This is a genomic window from Rhizobium sp. Root1204, assembly GCF_001424965.1.
Lineage (GTDB): Bacteria > Pseudomonadota > Alphaproteobacteria > Rhizobiales > Rhizobiaceae > Pararhizobium.
Window position 1 is genome coordinate 63,683 of sequence record NZ_LMCZ01000009.1, and the last position, 17,637, is coordinate 81,319.

The window sequence follows — 17,637 nt, forward strand, 5'->3', positions numbered from 1 at the left end:
AGAGACTGGAAGATGAAGATGACCGAAAGCAACAGCAGGACAGCGGATATCCGCCGGATGGCGCGAACCGATGAGCCGGCGGCAACAGCACTCCTGGCCGGCCTGCTTCTGGATCTGTTTTCACTGAAGGCGGAGCAGGTCCGCATCAACCACGATCAGTACAGCCTGAATTCGCTGAATGGCTTTTTCGACGCCGGCCGCCAGTCCTTCTTCTTCAAATTTCATCAGGAGGACGGTGAAGAGGCGATGTCCGGCGAATATTATCGCGCCGACATTCTTGCGCGCGCCGGGCTTCCTGTTGACCAACCGCTCTATATGTCGGTTCTGCCGGGCGAACAGATCCTCATTTACCGCCGGCGATGCGATCCGCGCTTTTCCGATGTGCTGCGGGCGCTGGATCTCCAGCCGGACCCGGCGGCGGAATCGAAAGCCGTCGCTGCAGAACAGGCTCTTTCTGCCCGGGTGCTTTCCGTCTATCTGGAAACCCTGCATGACGTAACGTCGCAGGAGGTGGCGGCCGAGCCGATTCATAGATTGTTCTACGACAGGCTCACCGATCCGCAATCCGGCGCCATTCCGGGCGGGCGCTACAAAAATTTCTATGTCGGCCAGCAGTTTCTTCTTCCAGGCGTGGATCTTGACTGGGGAACTTTTTCGAAAGCCCGGATCGTCATCAATGGCCAGCGCTATCGTTACAGCTTCGGAGAACTCTTCGATCTTGCGAGTGTCCGCTTGAGACCTGACAAGCTTGCTGACGCGGGTGGCGTTGTCGCGCATGGCGATGCGCACAATGCGAATGTCTGGTACACGGAGGCGGATGGCCGGGCGGAACTATCCTATTTCGATCCGGCCTTTGCTGGACAGAACGTGCCGTCGCTTCTGGCTGAGGTAAAGACGACTTTTCATAATATTTTTGCACATCCGCTGTGGCTCTACGATCCAGCTGAAGCCGAAAAACGATATTCGGGACTTGCACGCTACGAGGCTGGAACACTTTTCCTGGAAACCGACTGGGATTTGAGCGCGGTGCGACGCAAATTGCTGGACGTGAAAGCCGACAATATGTGGCGTCCTCTTTTGAGCGCGATGGATGCCCGGGGCATGCTTCCGCACGATTGGCGCCGCGTCATCCGGCTTGCACTTTTCCTGTGCCCGACGCTTGTGATGAATATCAGGGCCGGGGCATCGAGCCACAACCCGACCTCTTCACTGATAGCAATCGCCGTGGCCGTCATGGTTGGGAGCGAACCGGAGACAGGGAGCGACATGATGTCACGGTTTCTGGATCGTATTGATCCCGCTTTCGATTGTGTTTCTGAAACCTGATCAAAGCTGGTCCGGGTGGAATGGGCGCGGTGGCCGGACACACCATAGCCCAGAGCGTGCCTTCAAACCTGGCAAGTGAATCTTTCGAACAGGCCCGCCGGTAGCGCTGCTATCATTGAGGCCTCTTTGCCACGTGGATCGCGACGGGAACGGAAAATGCTTAAAGCTTGGCGTCGACCTTTCCGACCAAGTTTATGCTGACGACCGCCGGGATCGACCGCGCAACTGGCAATTATCAGAAAAGCGGTCTGCCGGCGACCATCCTTGCCAATTATTTGCGGGAGATCAACGTCATCCCGGAAAAGAACGACCTCACAAGCATCCTGTTTCTGATGACCCCAGCTGTCGGCGAAGGCAAGATGGCGATGCTGCTATCCGCCCGCGAGCGGTTCAGGGAGCACTACGAAGCGGACAGTCCCCTGTCGGTGGTTGTGCCTGGTCTCTATGCCCGCAACGAAGCCCGGTATCGCGGCTATACGCTGAAGCAGCTGGCCCAGGAAATGAAAGATTTCTTCGTCGAGAAGGACGTTAAAGAGTTGCAGCGGCTCTGCTTCCGCTACGATTCCTTCCCAGAGCAGGCAATGTCAGCGCGCGACGCTAACGAAGCATTGATCGGCGACGACGTCGATTTCGTCCCGATGGACCAGGTCAAGGGCCGTATCGCAGCCACGCTAGCCCTGATTTACCCGCCAGGAATCGGCATTATCGTCCCTGGCGAACGCTACGACGACCGCGAGCACCCGATGATCGACTATTTCCTGACCTTCGAAGACAGTTGCAACAGGTTCCCTGGGTTTTCCTACGAAGTGCAAGGTGTCTATCAAGTTAGGGAGGAAGGAAAGATCCGCTTCTACACCTACGTGGTCAAGGAATAGACCCGCCTGGCGACGGGCCTGCCGGATGCATGCCCGTCGCCGACTTTTGTGCTCCAATCCAGCTATTCATCATGGTTGGTATCGGCTGCCGTTCCTGAACAACTGGAGCGCGGAAGACCGCGAAAATGAAAACCGTTGTCCAGCCCAAGTGCAGGATACAGCTCACTCCTACCAATGCGGCTGCAAACCGCCATTTTCCTCAAAACGTCACATCGCCGTCATCGACGTTGCAGGTGGTGTGGAAAAATAATGCCAGCCTTCTGACCTCTTGTAGGGGCTCAGGATGGTCACGAATGACGTTCGACTACCATTGACTTGCCGAAGGCAGGGGCGGTGCACAGGGCGACCCGACTATTCTGCTATTGCCCACGATTAATGTACCGTGCAATTGAAATGACTTTTACTTGGCTCAAAGTGCGCTCGATCTCGACGGCCAGGCCGTCGACAAGCTCCGTGAATTCGCGCCGGCGCTCATCGCGGATCTCGCTCGGCATTTTGTCGACCGAAAGAAGTGCCTGCTCAACACAGGCGAGGTCATCGCACATTGCGCGAAAACTCTCGTTTCGTTGGATCAACGTACGCATCTGAGCCGCATGCGTTGGAAATCGCCGAAGCGCAGCTGCCAGCCCCTCATCTTCCAACTCGAAGCCAGTCCGCTCCGTCATGGCCAAATCTCCAGTCAGGCGATGCGTCTCATCGTAACAAGCCCCGACGATATAATGGCGCGCGTGAGATGTGAGGTAACATACTTGAGATTACACGCGTGCAATCGACGCGGCCTACATCTGCAAGACCAATATCGGGGGTGACCGGCCGGTAAGATGTGAGTTCCTCGCGGGTTATCGGATGGTCTACCAGTTCGACCGATAGAGGCTACGTGATGCTACAGGCTCCTCCTTCGAAAACAGCCTAAGATAACGGCTATCATTGTTGGCAGCCTGCTTGGTTAAGCGCCGGGAAATTGGTAAAAAGTCGGAAAACTTGTGCTGCTGCGGGAGGGGTGAACGTGTTCTTAGACTACTTTGCTTTGGGTGTCCTTTTCTTCATGGTACTCACGTTGTTTTATGGTGTCATAGCCATTCACGACATCCCTCATCTGCTTGCAAAGGCGCGGAACCACCCGCATCAGGATGCCATCCATGTCGCTGGTTGGGTCAGTCTTTTCACCTTGCACGCAATCTGGCCGTTTTTGTTCATATGGGCGACGATTTACCGTGAGGACCGAGGCTGGGGCATCCAGCCGAGCGGCAAGCTTCAGGCGGAAGTCGAGGCCAATGCCGAGGTGGCGGTATTGCAGGCGCGTGTTGTCGAACTCGAGCTACAACTGAAACAAGAGCCGAGGGAGACTGTCTGATGGATCTGCTCCTCATCCTCACCTATACCGCCCTTTGCATCGCAGTATTCAAGATCTTCCGCATTCCAGTGAATCAATGGAGTGTTTCAACAGCTGTGCTGGGTGGTATCTTTCTGATCGGTTCGTTGATCCTGTTGATGAGCTATAACCACCCGTATTCCGGTGACGGACGTATCTACTTCACGTCCGCGCCGGTTATTCCTGCTGTGGGTGGGCTTGTCGTTGAGGTGCCGGTTCAGGCCAACGCGCCCTTGAAAAAGGGCGACATCCTGTTTCGTATCGACCCACGTCCCTATCAATATGCTGTCGACCAGAAAAAAGCGGCGCTCGCAGAAGCCAAGCAGGCCGTGCTTCAGCTCAAGGCATCGCTGGATGCTGCGACCGCAATTGTCGAGGGTGCCAGATCCACGCGCGATCGCTCGAAACAAAGCTATGAACGCTACCTTGATATTTACGAAAAATCGAAGGCGCGCGGCGGTGGCACGGCAGTCTCTGAACTCGACGTCGAAAATCGGCGTGGTCTTTATATGACCGAGGTCGCAGCTGTCGCCACAGCGGAAGCCCAGGCCAGCCAGGCGCGGTTGGCCTACGAATCCGAGATTAACGGCGTGAACCCGGCCGTTGCCCGCTTGCAGGCAGAGCTTCTTAACGCGGAGTTCGATCTTGATCAAACGACGGTCCGCGCGCCCGGCGATGGCTACGTTACCCAGGTTTTTCTTCGTCCGGGTATGATGGCAAATCCACTGCCGTTGCGGCCGGTTATGGTTTTCATCGATAGCGAGGACCGTATGCTTGCCGCGGCCTTCATTCAGAATTCGTTGCAGCGGGTGATCGTTGGCGACGAAGCCGAAGTGTCGTTCAAGGCGGTGCCCGGTAAGATCTTTAAAGCAAAAGTCGGCGCCATCATCGATGTAATGGCCCAAGGGCAGCTCCAGCCCACCGGCGCTCTGATCGATCCACAATCGCCCGAGCGCTCGCAGGCGGGGCAAACACTCGCCCGTATCGATATTCTCGAAGACACAAGCGCCTACCAGCTTCCGGGCGGTGTGGTCGCGGATGTCGCTGTTTACACCCATCATTGGCATCACGTTGCCATCCTTCGCAAAGTCCTCCTGCGCATGAGCGCCTGGATGAACTATGTGTTCCTCGAGCATTGACATGGGGGGCGGTTCATCAAACCCCGCGTGTTCTGTTACGGGTTCGCTCAGCAAAGCGAGCCCGCGGCGGGCTTCGGGTATTGGTTGGATACCAAGATGAACAAAGTTTCTGGCTTGCCACTCTTCAGAGGGTTCGCCGGTTACAGGCCTGAATGGGTCCGCAACGACATTTCAGCGGGGCTTTCGATCGCAGCCGTCGGGTTGCCGAGTTCGATTGCCTACCCTGCCATTGCCGGCTTGCCGCCAGAGACTGGGATTTATGCCAGTATCGTGGCAGCGATTGCCTATGCGATTTTTGGTGCTTCCCGCCGGCTGACCGTCGGTCCTGATGCCGCATCCATGACCGTGATTGCTGCGGCCATCACCACGATCATTGCCGGCATGCCCGCTGAGGACCCGGTAGACCGGGTGACGATTGCCGGGCTCCTTGCCATTGGCGTAGGATGCATCTGCATAGCAGCCAGTCTGCTGCGGTTAGGCGTCCTTGCTACTTTCCTGTCACGGCCCATCCTTGTCGGCTTCTTCGCTGGCATATCTGTCTCGATCCTCATCGGCCAACTTGGCCGCATGACTGGCGTAAAGATCGAGTCTGACGGATTGTTCACGCCGCTGATGGAATTCGCAAGCAAGGTGGGCCTGATCCACTGGCCGACAATCGCATTGACGGCCTTCATGTTCGTCGTGCTCATTGGGGCAAAGGCCGTTCGATCTCCGGTACCCGGTCCGGTCATTGTTGTCGTTCTCGCCGTTGTTCTGTCTTCGTTATTGCATTTCCAGTCCATGGGGATTGCCGTCGTTGGCGAAATCCCGGGCGGTGTCCCGAGTTTCAGCATGCCGGCGTTCTCAGACGTGCCGCTCGACAGCCTGATCTTCGGATCGGCGGCTATATTTCTGGTGAGTTTTGGCTCTGGCATCGTTACGGCGCGCAGCTTCGGTGCGCGCACCGGCGATCCGGTCGATGCCAACCGCGAGCTTGTTGGCCTGGGCAGCGCTCAGGTAGCGTCGGGACTGTTCGGTGCCTTTCCCATCAGTTTTTCGGATTCCCGGACAGCGATAAACCTGTCGATCGGTGGGCAGTCGCAGCTTGCGAGCCTCGTGTCTGCGGCATCCCTGATGGCGGCACTGCTTTTCCTGAACGACGCACTGCGCATCCTGCCGGTCGCGGCATTGGCGGCGATCCTCGTTTCCGCCGCCTTCAGTTTGATCGACGTCGGCGAGTTGCGCGCGATCTGGCGCATTAATCCCATGGAATTTGCTTTCGCCTTGATCGCGATGTGGGGCGCAATCAGCTTCGGCGTGCTCAACGGTGTTGTTATCGCCATTGCGGCAACGCTGGTTTACCTGCTGCGCGGCATGATGTTTCCGCGTGATGCCTTTCTAGGTCGGATCGAAGGGCGTGATGGCTTCTACAAGCTGCATCATGTTGCCGAGGCAAGGGCGGTGCCCGGTGTCGTGGTTTGGATCCTTCAAGGCAGCCTTCTGTTTTTTAGCGCGGACTATGTGCGCGAGCGGCTGCGGGAAATTACCAGTGCGTTGCCTGCCGATACTCGCTGGTTCGTGATCGACGCGGGTGCGATCGCCCAGATGGACAGCACGGCAGCTGCGATGCTGGAAGAGGTTCGCGCCGAATTGGAAGAGCGGGGTATTCAGCTGTGTTTAGCTGAACTGCACGCGGAAGCAAGATCGCTGCTCGAAAGAGCTGGGCTGATCGAACGCGTCGGGGCAGCGCATATCTATGACGACCTGGATGACGCCCTCCAGGCTTTCCACACTTTGGGCACCGGGAAGTCAGAGCAGTTTAATGCAATCGAGGGAAAATCCTAAACCGGGAGAAGTTAGAATGGCTAAGAAACAGAAGGGCACGCGCGAATCCACGCCGTCCGAGGATGATGGCGGCAACACTGTCCGCGATTACGATGAGCAGATGGAGAAACTCGTTATCGAGCTGGCTCATCTGCAAGCGTGGGTAAAAAAAGCTAGCGCGCGTATCGTCATCATCTTCGAAGGACGCGATGCCGCCGGCAAGGGCGGTATCATCAAGCGTATTACCGAGCGCGTCAGCCCGCGTGTCTTTCGTGTCATGGCGCTACCGGCGCCAAGCGATCGCGAAAAGACCCAAATGTATATGCAGCGCTACATTGCGGCCTTGCCAGCCGGCGGCGAGGTCGTGATTTTCGATCGCAGTTGGTACAATCGGGCGGGTGTAGATCGTGTCATGGGGTTTTGCAGCGAAAAAAAGGCGCGCCGTTTTCTGGAACTTGCGCCACGTTTTGAGGCAGCGATCGTCGAAAGCGGCACCATCCTTCTCAAGTATTTCCTGACCGTGAGCGAGGATGAACAAGAACGCCGCTTTCGTCGCCGTATCGACGATCCGGTACGCCAATGGAAGCTGAGCCCCATGGACGTTGTATCCTACCAGAAGTGGTGGGAGTATTCCCGCGCCTATGATGACATGTTGCGGATGACCGACAGCGAGCATGCGCCATGGTGGATCGTGCCCTCTGACGACAAGAAACGCGCGCGCATCAATTGCATATCGCACATCCTCCAGTCCATTCCCTACGAACGCATCAAATTCGAGCCGCCGGAACTGGGGAAACGGCAAAAGCGACCGAGTGACTACATCGAGGATACAGGTTTGCGCCGGACTGTGCCCGACGTGGCGTGAACCCGGTTGCCGCGTCTGTGGTGCGGCTGATGCGCCCGAACCGCGCACCAGCCGCATCGTCGCCATCGACGCGGCGGCCACAATAGCGTTACGCACGCGAAGTTACATGTATCTACAGGTGGAATACTACCGCTTGCCGCGATGGAGGAGCAGGATCAATGGGGGCCTGTTGGCCTGATTGCCGCTTCCTGGTCGCTGGCGCCAATGCCGGCCCGGTACCTTGCCGTCGTTCAGTTCTCTTCCACAGATGCGCTGCTTCGACGTTGCCGCGAACGTGAGGATTTAAGTGATGAAATTCAGCGGACTGTCGATCGATCTTCGCTCTCTGGCTGCCACGTTTCTGGCAGCGGCGATTGGCTTTGGAGTTTGTGCATCTAGCCCCGCCTTGGCGCAACAGCCTGCTTCTACTGCGGCGGCAAATGACGACCAGGCTGATGAGACACCAGACCTGCTCTCAGAGGATGAACTCGAGGTGCTGGTGGCGCGTATCGCGCTCTATCCGGATGAACTCGTGGCGCTGATCTCCTCGGCATCGCTTTATCCGTTGCAGATCATCGAGGCGCAACGCTTCCTTGAACAGAAGAAGAAAAACAAGGACGCAAAGCCGAAGGACAGCTGGGACGACAGTATCATCTCGGTGCTCAATTATCCCGAGATCGTCTCGATGATGAGCAACGACCTCGACTGGACGCAGGCGCTCGGTAGTGCCCTTGCCTACCAGCAGAAGGACGTGCTGATAGCCATCCAGAACCTCCGCGACAAGGCCGTGGCCAATGGTGTCATTAAGACGGATGAGAAGGTGAAGGTCGAAACCCAGGGCGAGAATGTCGTCATTCAGGCGGCGAACCCGGAAAAGATCTACGTTCCGAAATACGAACCGGAAATGCTTTATGAGCCAGGTTACGTGCAAGCGCCGATTACATATTATGACGAGCCTTATCCGAGCTACTATTATCCCTCGGCGCCTTATTTCGCAGCCGCCATCACCGGCGCTGCGATCTGGGCGTCCGTGATCGACTGGGACGATTGGGGAGTTTGGGGCGGCCGCTGGAATGGCGATGTGGATATCGACTGCAACAAGTGCTTCAACAACATCGATATCGACCGCGACAAGTTCAAGATGGGCGACGTCGACTGGAAAAACATCGACCGTTCGAAGATCAAGTTCGACAGGAACCAGATTGCCAATATCGACCGCAGCAAGTTCAAGAACGACTTCACGGCGAACCGCAGCAACAATATCGCCAATCGCGCCAGGGATTCCCGCGCCGCCGGCGGGGATCGTATGGCCAACAGACCGAAGGTGACGGTCGACGATGTTCGAAAGAGTAAGGTCGATGCCAACCGCCAACGCGCTGACCGCGACCGGACTGCGAGAGCCGGCAACACCGGCAACAAGGCCGGCCAAGCAGCTGCGGCCCGAAACAACAGCGGTAAGGCAGCCGCGAACCGACCCGCGGCGAACAACAAAAAGGTATCCAACAAGCAGAGCAACGCCAACCGCAAGGTCAATAAACCGAAGCCGGGGGGGCAGGCCAACAGGAAGTCTAGCAATCGCTCGGCTGTTGGAAACGTCAGTAATAAACGTCAGACGCAGATGTCATCGAACCGTGGCCGCCAATCGATGCAGGGCGGCGGGTACCGCCGGCCTCAGTCGATGGGAGGACATCGCGGCGGCGGCGGGCGGCAGATTCACCGTGGTGGTGGTGGACGCGGTGGCGGACGTGGTCGTTGATACTGACACAGAAATACTGAGGAGATGACGACGATGAGACTAGCATGTGAAAGACTGACGCTCATGACTTTCGGGGTGATTTTTCTCAATGGAACATTGTTGACAGCCCCTGTCATGGCGGCGGATCAGGATAACGACCCGCCGCTCGAAGAATATATGGCAGCGCAGAAATCAACTGGTTTTGACACGCCGGAGCAGGCCGTCGAGGCTTTCAAGTCGACCGTTAATGGCGGCGACTTCAACAAGCTGGCGCAGCTCCTGGGGCTGGATGCCGCAAAAGCCAAATCCAGTGATGGCGCGAGCGACAACTACGCTGCAATTCAATCCGGTTTGAATGAAAAACTCGTCGTCGAGGATCAGGACGGTGGCAAGATCCTGGAAATCGGAAACCAGCTTTGGCCTTTGCCTTTCCCCCTGGTGAAGACGCAGGAGGGAAAGTGGGCGTTCGACACCTATGCCGGACTTGAGGAGATCGCAAACCGCCGCGTTGGCGAGAACGAAATTTCAACCCTTGAGACAATGCGGGCCTATGTCGATGCTCAGGAAGACTACGCTTCGGAAGATCGCGATGGTGACGGCGTGCTCGAGTATGCGCAAAAGCTGATCAGCAGTGATGGACAGCATGACGGGCTTTACTGGCCTTCCGAGCAGGGGGATGGAGAGGAAAGTCCCGCCGGCCCAGCTCTCGTCGATGGCAATGCTCTTGAAAAGGCCAAGGCGGGGCTTGGCTACAACGGTTACCGATACCGGATACTCACCGGGCAGGGAGAGAATGTTGCGGGTGGAAAATTCGATTATATCATCAACGGCAACATGATTGCGGGTTTCGGATTGGTCGCGTGGCCGGTGAAATATGGGATTACCGGTGTCAAAACGTTCGCCGTTAACAAAAGCGGCATAGTTTACGAAGCGGACCTGGGAGATCAAACCGCTAGTGTCGCTGAAAAAATCCGGGCGTTTAACCCCGGAGACACCTGGGACGTCGTCAACGAGTAACAGACGGAAAATTGTAATATAATTCTCGTTGCCTACCTGCTTCTTGTTGCGTAAAGTTCTTTAGCTTTACCTAGCCGTGTTAAAATGTTCATTGAACGGGCGTTTGAGTAGGGGGCAGATGATGAGTTTTTCACTTCCGGGAACGCTTCCGGAGGACGCTTTTGTTCCTCCATTGGACCGCGAAATACGAGATCAACTTGAAAAGATTCGCGCCAGTCCGGCGTTCGATGCCCCTGACCGCGCTCAAAAATTTTTGTGCTACGTGGTCGAGGAAGCTTTGCAGGGGCGTGCAGACCGGATCAAGGCCTACTCAATTGCGCTCGAGGTCTTTGGCCGAAATGCATCCTTCGATGCCCAAAACGACCCCGTCGTTCGCATTGAAGCTGGCCGCGTGCGGCGTGCGCTCGAACATTATTATCTGCTCGCCGGTCAGAGAGATGCCGTTCTCATCACGATACCGAAAGGCGGATATGTTCCAGCATTTACGCGTTTCAATGAGACGGCACCAAATGCCGAGAGGCCGCCTCAGCAAAACCAAACTCCCACGCTCAAGACCAGTAGTGGTGTGCTGAGTCTCCTGTCCGCTGTGGTGGTGCTCCTTGTAGCGGGCGTCTGGTTATTTGATAAATCAGGGGTTCAGCTGTTCCAAACGACAAAATCGAGCGGTGGGGCTGATACCGTTCCGAAAATCCCAAGGGTTGTTGTTGCTCCATTCGAGGACATCACAGGGATGCCAAGCTCGGCCACTCTCGCGCGGGGTCTCACAGATGAGGTGACCTCCCAGATGGCCCGCTTCAAGGAAATCGTGGTCATTGCGGGGAAATCACCGACTTCTTCGCCTGAAGGTTTACCCACCAGTTCCGATCTGCCGGTCTATGGCCTGGAAGGCAGGGTCAGGTTGGATCAGGATCGGCTGCGCCTGTCTGCACGCCTGGTAAATCAGGCCGATGGCGCAATTGTCTGGACGAAGGCCTATAATGCACAACTTGGTCAGCGCGAGCTTTTTGACATCGAAACAACGATAGCGAGCGAAATAGCGACTTCGCTTGCGCAACCGTACGGAGTTATCTTTCAGGCGAATGCGTCAGAGGTCACTCAGACTTCATCGAAGGACTCCAAGGCTTTCGCGTGTACCTTGTCATACTATGGCTACCGTGCGGCCTTGAACCGGCAGACACACGCTTCAGTTCAAAATTGCCTTAAGGAGGTTGTTGCTGAATTTCCCAATTATGCGACAGCATGGGCATTGTTATCGTTCACCTACCTCGACGAATTGCGCTTCCGCTATCGGCTTAAATCGCCCAGCCCGCCGCCCATAGACCTCGCCGTTGAGGCTGCTGAAAGGGCAGTTGAGCTTGATCCCGCTAATGTACGGGCGCTTGAAGCCGAGATGCTTGCACGTTTCTTCAGTGGCGACGTCAATAATGCGCTGATTATTGGTGAGCGGGCATTCGCGATCAATCCCAACGATACCGAGTTTGCGGGCGAATACGGTTTCCGCCTCGCTCTATCGGGCCAATGGGACCGTGGCTGCGAGTTGGTCTCCAAGAGTGTCAAACGCAATCCTGGCCCGGTAGAGTATTTTCAGTCGGCCATGGCTGTCTGCTCCTATATGCAGCACGACTATCCCGGTGCGGAGAACTGGGCCCGGGTTTCAAATCTCCGCGACAATCCGATCTACCACCTCATATTGCTCGCCATTTATGGGCAGATGGGAGAGCTGGCACACGCACAGGGAGAACGGGAGTGGCTCGCACGCAACGCGCCTGAATTCCTCGAGGATCCGCGCAAAGAGGTGGCCACACGTATCCTGCGCCCCGAGGATCAACAGCATTTTATAGATGGCTTGCGAAAGGCGGGCCTCGATGTATCCCTGCATAACGCAACAGGGGTTGGCAAAGAGGTTGCGCAAACCCGCGTATCCCAGAACAAAGAACTGCCCCAACCCCAAGAGTGAAGAGACGAAAGCCGCCGGAGTCTGAAATATCGAGAATGCTGTGCGCTGAACACACTGGCTGCCTGTGAGGAAGTCTGTTCCCATGTTTCACCGCGCGAAGACTGTCCAACCTGGAGAAAACGGCGTTATTGGGTGAGCTATTTCAAATCGGCTCAACTGAAAATATGGATCAGGAGGACGACGTCGGCTGATGGGGTAACGCATGGCCGCGCACCCATGCGACCAGAAGATCATAGAAAACGCTGAGGACGATCGGGCCAAGAAAAAGGCCTATCAAACCGTAAGCGAGCGTGCCTCCGATCACGCCCATGAAGATCACCAGCATGGGGGTGGAGAGTCCCCGGGAGACGAGCAGAGGCTTCATGATGTTGTCGATGATGGCGACCGGGACCAGCAGTAAAGTGAGTGACAAGGCATAGGTAAAGTCTTGCGTTGTCCAACTCCAGATGACGACGGGGAGCAGCACCAGCGCAGGCCCGATCTGGATAATGCAGAGGATGAGGATCACGAAGGTCAGGCCTCCGGATGCCGGGACGGCGAAAAAGCGTAGCACCAGCCCTGCTAAAAACGTCTGCAGGACGGCAACGCCGATAACGCCGCTGGCAACGTTTCTTATGGTGGCACCAGCAAGGCGAACGAAGCCTAGGCCTCTTTCACCTGCGATGCGCTCGGCGAACCGGTCGCCACCAGATGCAAGCTTTGACCCATGGCCGAAGCAGAAGCCCGCAATGATGATTGAGGTCATGAAGCTGAGCAGACCCAGGCCGATGACGGCGCTTTTGCCAAGGATGAATTTCCCGGCCTGGATAAGCGCCGGCTGCAAATGATCGAGTGTTCCCGCAAGATTTGAGGCGGCAAGCACCCAGGCTGAGAAAATTCGCTCGCCAACGAGCGGCCAGTCGCGCACGAATTGAGGGGGCGCGGGAAAATGCAGCGATCCTGTCGAGAGCTTGACGATCAGCCACTGTATGGCTTCCACGAAATTCAAGGCAATGGCGGTGAGCGGGCCGATGATGATACCGAGGCAGAGAATGGTGATCAGGAATGCCGCGATGCGGCGATGGCCGCCCAGCAATGCTTGTAAGCGTTCGTAGAGCGGATAAAGAGCTACGGTGAGGATGGCTGCCCAGATTACGATCAGTATGAAGGGAGCGACGAGCGTATAGGACAAGTAGGCGAACAGGACGACCACGCCCAGGCGGACGAAATCGGTGATGCGTGTTTCAATGCTGGGACGTCCGCTGATGTCCAGCTCGGCGGACGGCGTCTGCCTGTCGTCCATGGGCAACTCTTTCGGTGAAAACCGCGTCGATTTGGATCCCGGTGCCAGAGCGTGCTGCGGCCGGGGCATGCCGGTAGCTCGAAGAATTGGCGCCGACGCACCGCGTCAGGTGACCGGTGGTTCCCAGTTGAGATAAAATCCGATGTCGCCGGGGACGCCGTTAGGGAAATTGATCACCATAGCCTTCAGACGGTAACCCTGCGGCTGCGCCACTTCCTTGAAGCGATCGAAGAGTTCCTTGGCCTTGCCTTGCAGGGTTTGGGGCCAATCGGGATCGGCGTTATTGATGGCACGGCCGCTGTCGGTACAGAAGTCGGAAGGGAAGCTATAGACCAGAGCTTCCATCTTGCCATCTTTCACTGCCCGCGAAACGACGTTGCGGATGATTGAACGTTCCTGTTCGCCGACATGCTTGTTGAAGAACTCATCGGTGAATTTCGAGAGTTGTTCACGCTTGAGGTCCCTGATTTTGTCCTCTCGCTCCATCTCGTTAAGCTGCTTCTCAAGCATCTCCCTGCGCAGTTCGTCCGCGCTGGGAACGGGGGCGTTCGGATCGAGAGGGTTTTGCGGCATGTCAGCGGCTCCGGATTGTTGGTAGCCTCATAATAAGCTCTGATAGAGCACGCCAGAAGTAACATACGGGAACATCCCTAGTATTGGTTATCCGCCCTGGTGGCGGGTTGCCGCAAAGCTTGCGCAGAGCCTTAGCGGTTCGGCGTCGCGTATCGACCGAGCAGACCGGTTTCCCAACGTATTCTACCCCGGACTACAGCGTAACCTACTTCCATATCCGCTGCATTCAACGGATCGTCCTGCAAATTCAAAGGAACAACGCCTCCACGCTCCGCGATTGGAATGCGCTGTGCTACAAGGAGGATAAGGTTATGGCCAACGCCGGTATCTACGCCAAATTCGAAGATCTCAGCCCATTTGAAATCAAGGATGAACTCATCCGTTTGGCGCAAGCTGACAAAGCCGGGCGCACGTATCTGAACGCCGGGCGCGGAAACCCGAACTGGGTCGCAACGCGGGCGCGCGAGGCATTCTTTCTGCTAGGGCAATTCGCGCTCACAGAATCCAAACGGGTTTTCCACGATGAAACAGCCGGCCTTGCCGGCATGCCTCCGACAGACGGGTGCCACAGCCGTCTGAAAGCCTGGGTGCAAAAGCGCAAGGGCGATCCGGACACGCCCGGCGCCGAGACGCTGGAGGCGGTCGTGGATTTTGCAATCCAGAAATTCGCCTTCGAACCCGACAAGTTCGTCAATGAGTTGACCGATTCAATTATCGGCGACCACTATCCCGTACCTGACCGTTCCCTGGTGCACAACGAAGCCATTACCCACGAGTATCTGATGTGGGCCATGTGCGCGGGCCATCGTCCCACTGCGAAATTCGATCTATACCCCGTCGAGGGTGGCACAGCCGCGATGTGCTATATCTTCAAGGCCCTGAAGAATGCCCGGCTGCTGAACTCTGGCGATACGATCGCGATGGTCACGCCGATCTTTACGCCCTATCTGGAGATGCCGCATCTGGAAGATTATGCGCTGAAGCAGATACACATTTCGGCCGATGCCGAGGATCGTTTCCAGCTGACGGATGATGATCTGAAGCCGCTTGAGGACAAGACGGTCAAGGCCCTTTTCATCGTCAATCCCGGGAATCCATCGGCCGTGGCCATGGATCCCGAGACGATGGATCGTCTGGTCAAGTTCGTGAAGACGAAACGTCCAGATTTGATGGTCCTGACGGATGACGTTTACGGCACCTTCGTGCCGAATTTCGAATCTGTGATGGGCCACCTGCCACACAACACCATTGGCGTCTATTCCTACTCCAAATACTTCGGCTGCACGGGTTGGCGTCTCGGGGTCGTTGCGGTGGCCCAGGACAACATCTTCGACAAGATGATCCGTAATCATCCGGAAGCCACGCAGAAAATCCTCGACAAGCGCTATCAGGCGCTGACGCTGACGCCGCGCGACCTCAAGTTCATCGATCGCATCGTTGCCGATAGCCGCGATGTGGCACTGAACCACACTGCGGGCCTTTCGCTTCCGCAACAGGTGATGATGTCACTGTTCGGCCTCGTGGAAATGATGGATGTCGACAAGATCTATCAGAAGGCGTGCATGGCCATCTGCCAACGCCGCTTCGACAAGCTGATGAACGGAATGGGGATCGAATTCCAGGCCAGGCCATACTTCGACCGGTATTACGGCATCATCGACTATGAATTCTGGGCAAGGAAGTATGTCGGCGATGAAGTCACTGACTGGGTCAAGGAGAACATCCACCCGCTGGACATCGCCTTCAAGCTCGCCGAAGACCATGGGATCGTGGTTCTCAACGGATCCGGTTTCCAGGCAGCAAACTGGTCGGTGCGGGTATCCTTCGCCAACCTGCCTGACGAAGCATACGACGCTATCGGACGCGCAATACGGGCGGTAGCACGCGGCTATCTGCAGGCCTATCGAGCCTCCAAGGGAGAGATGGCGCAACCTTGATAAAGGAAACCCGCTCACCTGCCGTATAGCCCTGCTCAGGAGATCATACCGTCATGTTTGAATGGTTCACCGCGACGCTTCAAAAGTACCCCGAAATTGCCCTCTTCCTGTCACTCGCGATTGGATATTTCGTTGGCAAGTTTACCTACAAGGGGCTTGGCCTTGGAGCCGTGACCTCGACACTGCTTGCCGCCGTGGTCATCGGTCAGTTGGGAATCGTCATTTCGCCGAATGTGAAGTCGGTTTTCTTTCTGATGTTCCTGTTCGCTGTGGGATACGGGGTCGGCCCGCAGTTTGTCCGCGGTATCGCTTCCGACGGTTTGCCACAGGCCGCTTTTGCCGTGGTCGTCTGCATTTACTGCCTGGCGGTTCCGGTCATCATCGCCATGCTGGCGGGTTATGATGTTGGTTCCGCTGCCGGTCTTTATGCAGGAACGCAAACGATCTCCGCCTCTATGGGCCTTGCTACGGACGCGATCAACCGCCTTGGCATGCCAGCGGATCAGACCGCTACAACGCTGAACGCGATGCCGATTGCGTATGCGGTAACCTATATATTCGGTACGGCGGGTTCGGCTGTCATCCTGGCTCTCATCGGCCCCCGGCTTCTTGGGATCGATCTCGCTGCCGCGTGTAAAGATTATGAAACTCGCCACAGTGCGGCAGCCGAATTGGGCGGGGCGGGATCGGCATGGCATCGCTTCGAGCTCAGAGCATATCGGATCAAACCCGATGGTCCCGTTGTCGGTCTCACCGCTTCACAGGCTGAGGCTCTCGTGCCCAATGCACGGGTCTTCATAGAGCGATTTCGTCGAAACGGTACTATTCAGGAAGCCACTGCGGAGACAACATTGCAGGCCGGCGACATCGTTGCCCTGGTCGGCCCCCGAGATGTCCTTGTCGACGTGCTCGGCCGTGAGGCTGAAGAGATCAATGATCCCGAACTGCTGAATGTTCCCGCCGAAGGCGTCGATGTGTATGTCACAAGCAAGGAGCTTGATGGCAAACAGCTGTCGGAGATTGCCAAACTACCGCTTGCCCGCGGTATCTTCCTGCGAAAAATCGTTCGAGGCGCGACCGCTGCGGTGATCCCGATCCTGCCCAACACGACGATCCATCGCGGCGACATCCTCACGCTTGTCGGCCGGTCAAAGGACATTGCCGCGGCGACGACAAATATCGGCTATGCCGATCGTGCGACCGACGTTGCCGATGTCGCGTTCATCGGTGCTGCAATTACCTTGGGTGCGCTGATAGGCTCGCTCGTCCTGAATATCGCCGGTGTGCCTCTGACCTTGTCGACAGCAGGCGGAGCTTTGATCGCCGGTCTGGTCTTCGGCTGGTTGAGATCGGTGCATCCGACATTTGGGCGCATACCCTCATCGACCGTATGGTTCATGAATTCGGTCGGGCTGAACATCTTCATCGCAGTCGTTGGTATCAGCGCTGGACCCGGCTTCGTGGCTGGGCTCAAGGAACTCGGCATCAGCCTCTTCTTATGGGGCGTGCTCGCCACTACGATCCCGTTGATACTGGCAATGTACACAGGCAGGTATCTGTTCAAATTCGATCCGGCCATTTTGTTCGGGGCGTGCGCAGGTGCCCGCACCACCACGGCCGCTCTGGGCATGATCACGGATTCTGCCAAAAGCCAGGTGCCCGCTCTGGGCTACACAGTCACATACGCCATCGGCAACACACTCCTGACGATCTGGGGAATGGTGATCGTGATGCTCGTTGCCTAGCGGTCTGGCTGCAACCTTAATACCAATTGTGG

14 protein-coding genes are annotated in these 17,637 nt (G+C 56.7%); 11 read left to right on the plus strand and 3 right to left on the minus strand.

Going from position 1 to position 17,637, the window contains the following annotated elements; all coding sequences use genetic code 11:
• Positions 1-18 precede the first annotated feature (18 nt).
• Entirely contained in the window at positions 19-1,326 is a 1,308-nt protein-coding gene (locus ASC96_RS11705) for a hypothetical protein (RefSeq protein ID WP_060503224.1), read from the plus strand.
• Positions 1,327-1,493: 167 nt separating this feature from the next.
• Positions 1,494-2,201 carry a hypothetical protein gene (locus ASC96_RS11710; RefSeq protein ID WP_060503225.1) on the plus strand — a complete coding sequence of 236 codons (708 nt, stop codon included), beginning with the start codon at positions 1,494-1,496 and terminating at the stop codon, positions 2,199-2,201.
• A 359-nt stretch (positions 2,202-2,560) separates the two neighbouring features.
• Here the strand turns inward: ASC96_RS11710 and ASC96_RS11715 are convergent, their stop codons facing one another.
• Positions 2,561-2,866, minus strand: a complete 306-nt coding sequence (locus tag ASC96_RS11715; protein ID WP_060503226.1) for a hypothetical protein — start codon at positions 2,864-2,866, stop codon at positions 2,561-2,563.
• A gap of 341 nt (positions 2,867-3,207) precedes the next feature.
• Between ASC96_RS11715 and ASC96_RS11720 the strand changes: the two genes are divergently transcribed.
• The 7 genes from ASC96_RS11720 (at position 3,208) to ASC96_RS11750 (ending at position 12,068) form a co-directional block, all read left to right on the plus strand.
• Entirely contained in the window at positions 3,208-3,555 is a 348-nt protein-coding gene (locus tag ASC96_RS11720) for a DUF3302 domain-containing protein (RefSeq protein ID WP_060503340.1), read from the plus strand.
• On the plus strand, positions 3,555-4,712 hold the full coding sequence (locus ASC96_RS11725; RefSeq protein WP_060503227.1) for an HlyD family secretion protein: 1,158 nt from the start codon (positions 3,555-3,557) through the stop codon (positions 4,710-4,712). Before ASC96_RS11720 ends, ASC96_RS11725 begins: the two co-directional genes overlap by 1 nt.
• A 96-nt stretch (positions 4,713-4,808) precedes the next feature.
• Positions 4,809-6,536, plus strand: a complete 1,728-nt coding sequence (locus ASC96_RS11730; RefSeq protein ID WP_060503228.1) for a SulP family inorganic anion transporter — start codon at positions 4,809-4,811, stop codon at positions 6,534-6,536.
• A complete protein-coding gene (ppk2, locus tag ASC96_RS11735) occupies positions 6,514-7,380 on the plus strand; it encodes a polyphosphate kinase 2 (protein WP_060503229.1) in 867 nt (288 codons plus the stop codon). Before ASC96_RS11730 ends, ppk2 begins: the two co-directional genes overlap by 23 nt.
• Before the next feature lie 289 nt (positions 7,381-7,669).
• The gene (locus tag ASC96_RS11740; RefSeq protein WP_060503230.1) at positions 7,670-9,115 is read left to right on the plus strand and encodes a DUF3300 domain-containing protein; all 1,446 of its coding nucleotides are present in this window, start codon (positions 7,670-7,672) and stop codon (positions 9,113-9,115) included.
• 24 nt (positions 9,116-9,139) lie between these two features.
• Entirely contained in the window at positions 9,140-10,111 is a 972-nt protein-coding gene (locus ASC96_RS11745) for a DUF2950 domain-containing protein (RefSeq protein WP_244481997.1), read from the plus strand.
• A 121-nt stretch (positions 10,112-10,232) separates the two neighbouring features.
• Positions 10,233-12,068 carry a hypothetical protein gene (locus ASC96_RS11750; RefSeq protein ID WP_082512042.1) on the plus strand — a complete coding sequence of 612 codons (1,836 nt, stop codon included), beginning with the start codon at positions 10,233-10,235 and terminating at the stop codon, positions 12,066-12,068.
• A 169-nt stretch (positions 12,069-12,237) separates the two neighbouring features.
• On the opposite strand, the gene ASC96_RS11755 is transcribed toward ASC96_RS11750, so the two are convergent.
• Both ASC96_RS11755 and ASC96_RS11760 read right to left on the minus strand, forming a co-directional pair.
• The gene (locus ASC96_RS11755; RefSeq protein WP_060503231.1) at positions 12,238-13,350 is read right to left on the minus strand and encodes an AI-2E family transporter; all 1,113 of its coding nucleotides are present in this window, start codon (positions 13,348-13,350) and stop codon (positions 12,238-12,240) included.
• A gap of 105 nt (positions 13,351-13,455) precedes the next feature.
• Positions 13,456-13,923: a hypothetical protein gene (locus ASC96_RS11760; RefSeq protein ID WP_060503232.1), complete on the minus strand. Its 468-nt coding sequence runs from the start codon at positions 13,921-13,923 to the stop codon at positions 13,456-13,458.
• 311 nt (positions 13,924-14,234) lie between these two features.
• Here ASC96_RS11760 and ASC96_RS11765 point away from each other — a divergent pair, with 311 nt between their 5' ends.
• Both ASC96_RS11765 and aspT read left to right on the plus strand, forming a co-directional pair.
• Positions 14,235-15,860 (plus strand): bifunctional aspartate transaminase/aspartate 4-decarboxylase, encoded by a 1,626-nt coding sequence (locus tag ASC96_RS11765; protein ID WP_060503233.1) that lies wholly within the window; start codon positions 14,235-14,237, stop codon positions 15,858-15,860.
• A 53-nt stretch (positions 15,861-15,913) separates the two neighbouring features.
• Complete coding sequence (gene aspT, locus ASC96_RS11770; protein WP_060503234.1) at positions 15,914-17,605, plus strand: aspartate-alanine antiporter; 1,692 nt, start codon at positions 15,914-15,916, stop codon at positions 17,603-17,605.
• The last annotated feature ends 32 nt before the right edge of the window (positions 17,606-17,637 follow it).

What these genes read in the sequence shown, in the direction of transcription:
- ASC96_RS11745 (WP_244481997.1), top strand. Translation starts at nt 9,140, where the DNA reads ATGACGACGATGAGACTAGCATGTGAAAGACTGACGCTCATGACTTTC.
- ASC96_RS11755 (WP_060503231.1), bottom strand. Translation starts at nt 13,350, where the DNA reads ATGGACGACAGGCAGACGCCGTCCGCCGAGCTGGACATCAGCGGACGT.
- ASC96_RS11725 (WP_060503227.1), top strand. Translation starts at nt 3,555, where the DNA reads ATGGATCTGCTCCTCATCCTCACCTATACCGCCCTTTGCATCGCAGTA.
- ppk2 (WP_060503229.1), top strand. Translation starts at nt 6,514, where the DNA reads ATGCAATCGAGGGAAAATCCTAAACCGGGAGAAGTTAGAATGGCTAAG.
- ASC96_RS11740 (WP_060503230.1), top strand. Translation starts at nt 7,670, where the DNA reads ATGAAATTCAGCGGACTGTCGATCGATCTTCGCTCTCTGGCTGCCACG.
- ASC96_RS11765 (WP_060503233.1), top strand. Translation starts at nt 14,235, where the DNA reads ATGGCCAACGCCGGTATCTACGCCAAATTCGAAGATCTCAGCCCATTT.
- ASC96_RS11760 (WP_060503232.1), bottom strand. Translation starts at nt 13,923, where the DNA reads ATGCCGCAAAACCCTCTCGATCCGAACGCCCCCGTTCCCAGCGCGGAC.
- ASC96_RS11750 (WP_082512042.1), top strand. Translation starts at nt 10,233, where the DNA reads ATGAGTTTTTCACTTCCGGGAACGCTTCCGGAGGACGCTTTTGTTCCT.
- ASC96_RS11730 (WP_060503228.1), top strand. Translation starts at nt 4,809, where the DNA reads ATGAACAAAGTTTCTGGCTTGCCACTCTTCAGAGGGTTCGCCGGTTAC.
- ASC96_RS11705 (WP_060503224.1), top strand. Translation starts at nt 19, where the DNA reads ATGACCGAAAGCAACAGCAGGACAGCGGATATCCGCCGGATGGCGCGA.
- aspT (WP_060503234.1), top strand. Translation starts at nt 15,914, where the DNA reads ATGTTTGAATGGTTCACCGCGACGCTTCAAAAGTACCCCGAAATTGCC.
- ASC96_RS11715 (WP_060503226.1), bottom strand. Translation starts at nt 2,866, where the DNA reads ATGACGGAGCGGACTGGCTTCGAGTTGGAAGATGAGGGGCTGGCAGCT.